The following is a 3,311-nucleotide window of genomic DNA, read 5'->3' on the forward strand; positions in this document are numbered from 1 at the left end:
AGGCCCGGTCGGGCTAGTCGACGGTGATCTCGCCCATCGTTCCCCACTCCTCGCCGTCGACCGTGGTGTTGATGATCCGCGGGGTGCGCTGGAGGTACTGCGCGGCGGAGCCGGTGAACTCCCTGAAGTGGGCCGACCCGACGTGCTCGGCCGGCGCGTCCCCGTCGCGGAACGCCTCGCAGAGCAGGAACGTGGTCTCCGCGTCGGACGAGCGGTACCAGTCGAACCACAGGTTGCCGGGCTCCGCCCTGGTGGCCTCGGTGAAGTCGCGGGTGATCTCGAGCCATGAGTCCGCGAACTCGGGCTTGACGTCGAATCTCACGTTGATGAGCATCATGGCCCCATCCTGCCCGGGCCGGCGCGACTTCGTCGAGGGCTGCGCCCCCGCACCCGCTGCCCCCGCACCCGCTGCCCCCGCGCCCGATACCGAGGTGACTCGACCCGGAAAGCCGAACGGGCCTACCCTGTACCGGGTGACCATCGAGCTGAGCATCGAGAACCCCTGCGTCCCGCAGACGGAGGCCGACTCCTCCGTCCGCGCGGTCTGGGACCGGCTGTCCGTGGACGCCACGCAGAGTCGCGACGAACCCCTCATCGCCGGCCTGGTCCTGGATCTCGTCGACGGATGCGACGACCTGGGCGAATCCCTCGCGAGGCTCGCCGCCTCACGCATCGCGACCCCCGAGATCGGCCGGCACGTCCTGGAGAAGGAGATCAGGGCGATCCTGGTCGAGCACCCGCACGTCCTGGAGGCGGTCGCGGCCGACCTCGTGGTGAGCTTCGAGCGTAACCCGGCCTATCCCAACTACCTGGTTCCCTACCTGTTCGCCAAGGGATTCCTCGGGCTCCAGATCCACCGCGTCGCGCACGAGATGTGGAACTCGGGACGGGTCATGGCGGCCTCGTTCCTCCAGAGCCGGGTGTCCGAGGTCTTCGCCATGGACATCCACCCGGCCGCGCGCGTGGGCTCCGGGATCCTCGTGGACCACGCCACCGGCATCGTGGTGGGCGAGACCTGCGTGATCGGGGACGGCGTCTCGATACTCCAGGGCGTCACCCTCGGCGGGACGGGGAACGAGGACGGCGACCGCCACCCCAAGATCGGTTCGGGGGTGCTGCTGTCGGCCGGGTCGATCGTGCTGGGCAATGTTCACGTGGGCGAGTGCTCGCGGGTGGCCGCCGGTTCGGTGGTGCTCGACCAGGTCCCGCCGCACACGACCGTCGCCGGGGTGCCCGCCAGGGTGGTGCGGCGTCACGCCGACTCGTTGGTCCCCGCCGAGCAGATGGACCAGGAGATCGACCCGGGCGCCGAGTAGGCGTCGCGGGCCACGCGATCGAACGGGACACGGGCGGAGGGCACTGTATGCGGGTACTCGTTGTCGACGACGAACCTGCGCTCCTCGAGAGCGTGCGGCGCGGCCTCGCCGCCGGCGGATGGGCGGTCGAGACGGCCCCGGACGGGGAGATCGGACTCGAGATGGCCGCCGACGGGGACTTCGACGTGGTGGTCCTCGACATCATGATGCCGCGGCGAAGTGGTTACGAGGTGGTGCGCGAGATGCGGCGCCGTGAGATCTGGACCCCCGTGCTCATGCTCACCGCGAAGGACGGCGAGTACGACGAGGCGGACGCGTTCGACCTGGGCGCCGACGACTACCTGGTCAAACCGTTCTCGTTCGTGGTCCTGGAAGCCAGGCTCAGGGCGCTGGTCAGGCGGGGCGCCCCCGAGCGGCCCGTCTCGTTCGTCGCCGGTGACCTCGAGGTCGATCCCGCCGCGCGGGAGGTGCGGCGGGGAGGTGAGCGGATCCCGGTGACGGCGCGGGAGTACGCGGTCCTGGAGTACCTGATCCGGAACCGCAACCAGGTGGTGTCCAAACCCCAGATCCTGCGGGCGGTGTGGGATGCCGCGTACGACGGGGACGACAACATCGTCGAGGTCTACGTGGGCTACCTGCGTCGCAAGATCGACACGCCCTTCGGTGCACGAGCGATCGAGACCGTGCGCGGACAGGGCTACCGACTGGTCGACAGCGAGATAGCGGGGGCCGGGGGCTGACGCCCCGACACCCCGCCGCTCCGGCACCGACACTCTCCTCCTGTCCGCGTCACCGGACCCGCGGGTGATCCACTCCGCTCACTCGGTCAGCGAGAGCGCCTGACGGTAGGTGAGCTTGCCGCCCGTCTGCATGATCGACCGTCGGTAGACCCGTTCCGCGACCACCATCACGGCCCCCGCGACGACCAGGGTGATCACCGCCGCGATGACCGGCTCCCACCACTCGGCCGTGCCCTCGACCAGGCGGATCGGCATCGTCACCGTCGACATGATCGGCACGTACGAGCCGATCACCTGCCAGGTGCCCTGGAGGAACAGTCCCGCGAAGGACGCGATCATGATCAGCGTGAGCAGGGGGGACGAGGTGGACTGGACGTCCTCCGCCCGCGTGGCCAACGCGCCGGCCACGGCGAACAGGCACGCCAGTGCGACGAAACCGATGACGAAGAGCACCAGGTACCAGCCCGCAGCGCCGGCCACCGAGGGCAGGAGCGCGGAATACTCGGTGAACGTCAGGCCGATCAGTCCGATGGCCACGAAGATCGCCATCTGGCCCAACGCGAGCACCGTGGCGCCGACGACCTTCCCGACGAGGAGTTGGCGCAACGGGATGGCGGCGGCGAGGATCTCGACGATCCGCGACTGCTTCTCCTCGACGACGCTGTTGGCGATGGCGTACCCGAAGAGGATCGCCGCCATGTAGAACAGGAAGACGAAGACGAACCCGGCGATCAGCTGGACGCCCTCGTTGGCCGCCCCGTCGGGATCGAGCAGGCGCTCCTGCACGACGGAACCGGCGGTGAGCTCCTCGACGGAGACGTCCGCGGTGGCGGCATTGCGCTCGAGAGCGTCGGCCGCGACCACGGAACCCACCGCGGCGGCGATGTCGGAGTCGACCCCGTCCGACCCGACGAGCGTCCACGCGCCCGGTTCACCGAGCAGAGCGGCGTCGGCGTCTCCCTCCCGCACCGCACGTTCGGCGGCGTCGGGGTCGGCGACCTCGACGACGGACAGCTCGATCGTGGAACCGGCCACCGGCGGCGAGTCTGACCCGGCACCCTGGTCGGCGCCTCCGCCGTTGGCGGCCGACCCGGCACCGGCGGCCTGCACGATGGCCGCGGCGTCGTTCGAGGCGACGGCCACGGTCTTCTCGCCGTCGCGCCCGCCGAGGAGGAACGACAGGCCGAAGGCGACGACGAAGATCGCGATCGTGGTGAGGGTGGAGATGATGAAGTTGCGGTCGCGGAGCTTGACA

4 protein-coding genes are annotated in these 3,311 nt (G+C 69.9%); 2 read left to right on the plus strand and 2 right to left on the minus strand.

The window, feature by feature from the left end:
• Positions 1-13 precede the first annotated feature (13 nt).
• Positions 14-337 (minus strand): putative quinol monooxygenase, encoded by a 324-nt coding sequence (locus tag G6020_RS13435; RefSeq protein WP_179523706.1) that lies wholly within the window; start codon positions 335-337, stop codon positions 14-16.
• Between the two features lie 136 nt (positions 338-473).
• Between G6020_RS13435 and G6020_RS13440 the strand changes: the two genes are divergently transcribed.
• Positions 474-1,316, plus strand: coding sequence for a serine O-acetyltransferase (locus tag G6020_RS13440; RefSeq protein WP_179523705.1), 843 nt, complete (start codon positions 474-476; stop codon positions 1,314-1,316).
• A 47-nt stretch (positions 1,317-1,363) separates the two neighbouring features.
• Positions 1,364-2,056, plus strand: coding sequence for a response regulator transcription factor (locus G6020_RS13445; protein ID WP_182610963.1), 693 nt, complete (start codon positions 1,364-1,366; stop codon positions 2,054-2,056).
• A gap of 78 nt (positions 2,057-2,134) precedes the next feature.
• Here G6020_RS13445 and G6020_RS13450 read toward each other — a convergent pair.
• Positions 2,135-3,311: ABC transporter permease (locus G6020_RS13450; RefSeq protein ID WP_182610964.1), on the minus strand; the 1,177-nt coding region annotated here is incomplete at its 5' end.

This window comes from Dietzia sp. B19 (assembly GCF_014145155.1).
Classification (GTDB): Bacteria; Actinomycetota; Actinomycetes; order Mycobacteriales; family Mycobacteriaceae; genus Dietzia; species Dietzia natronolimnaea.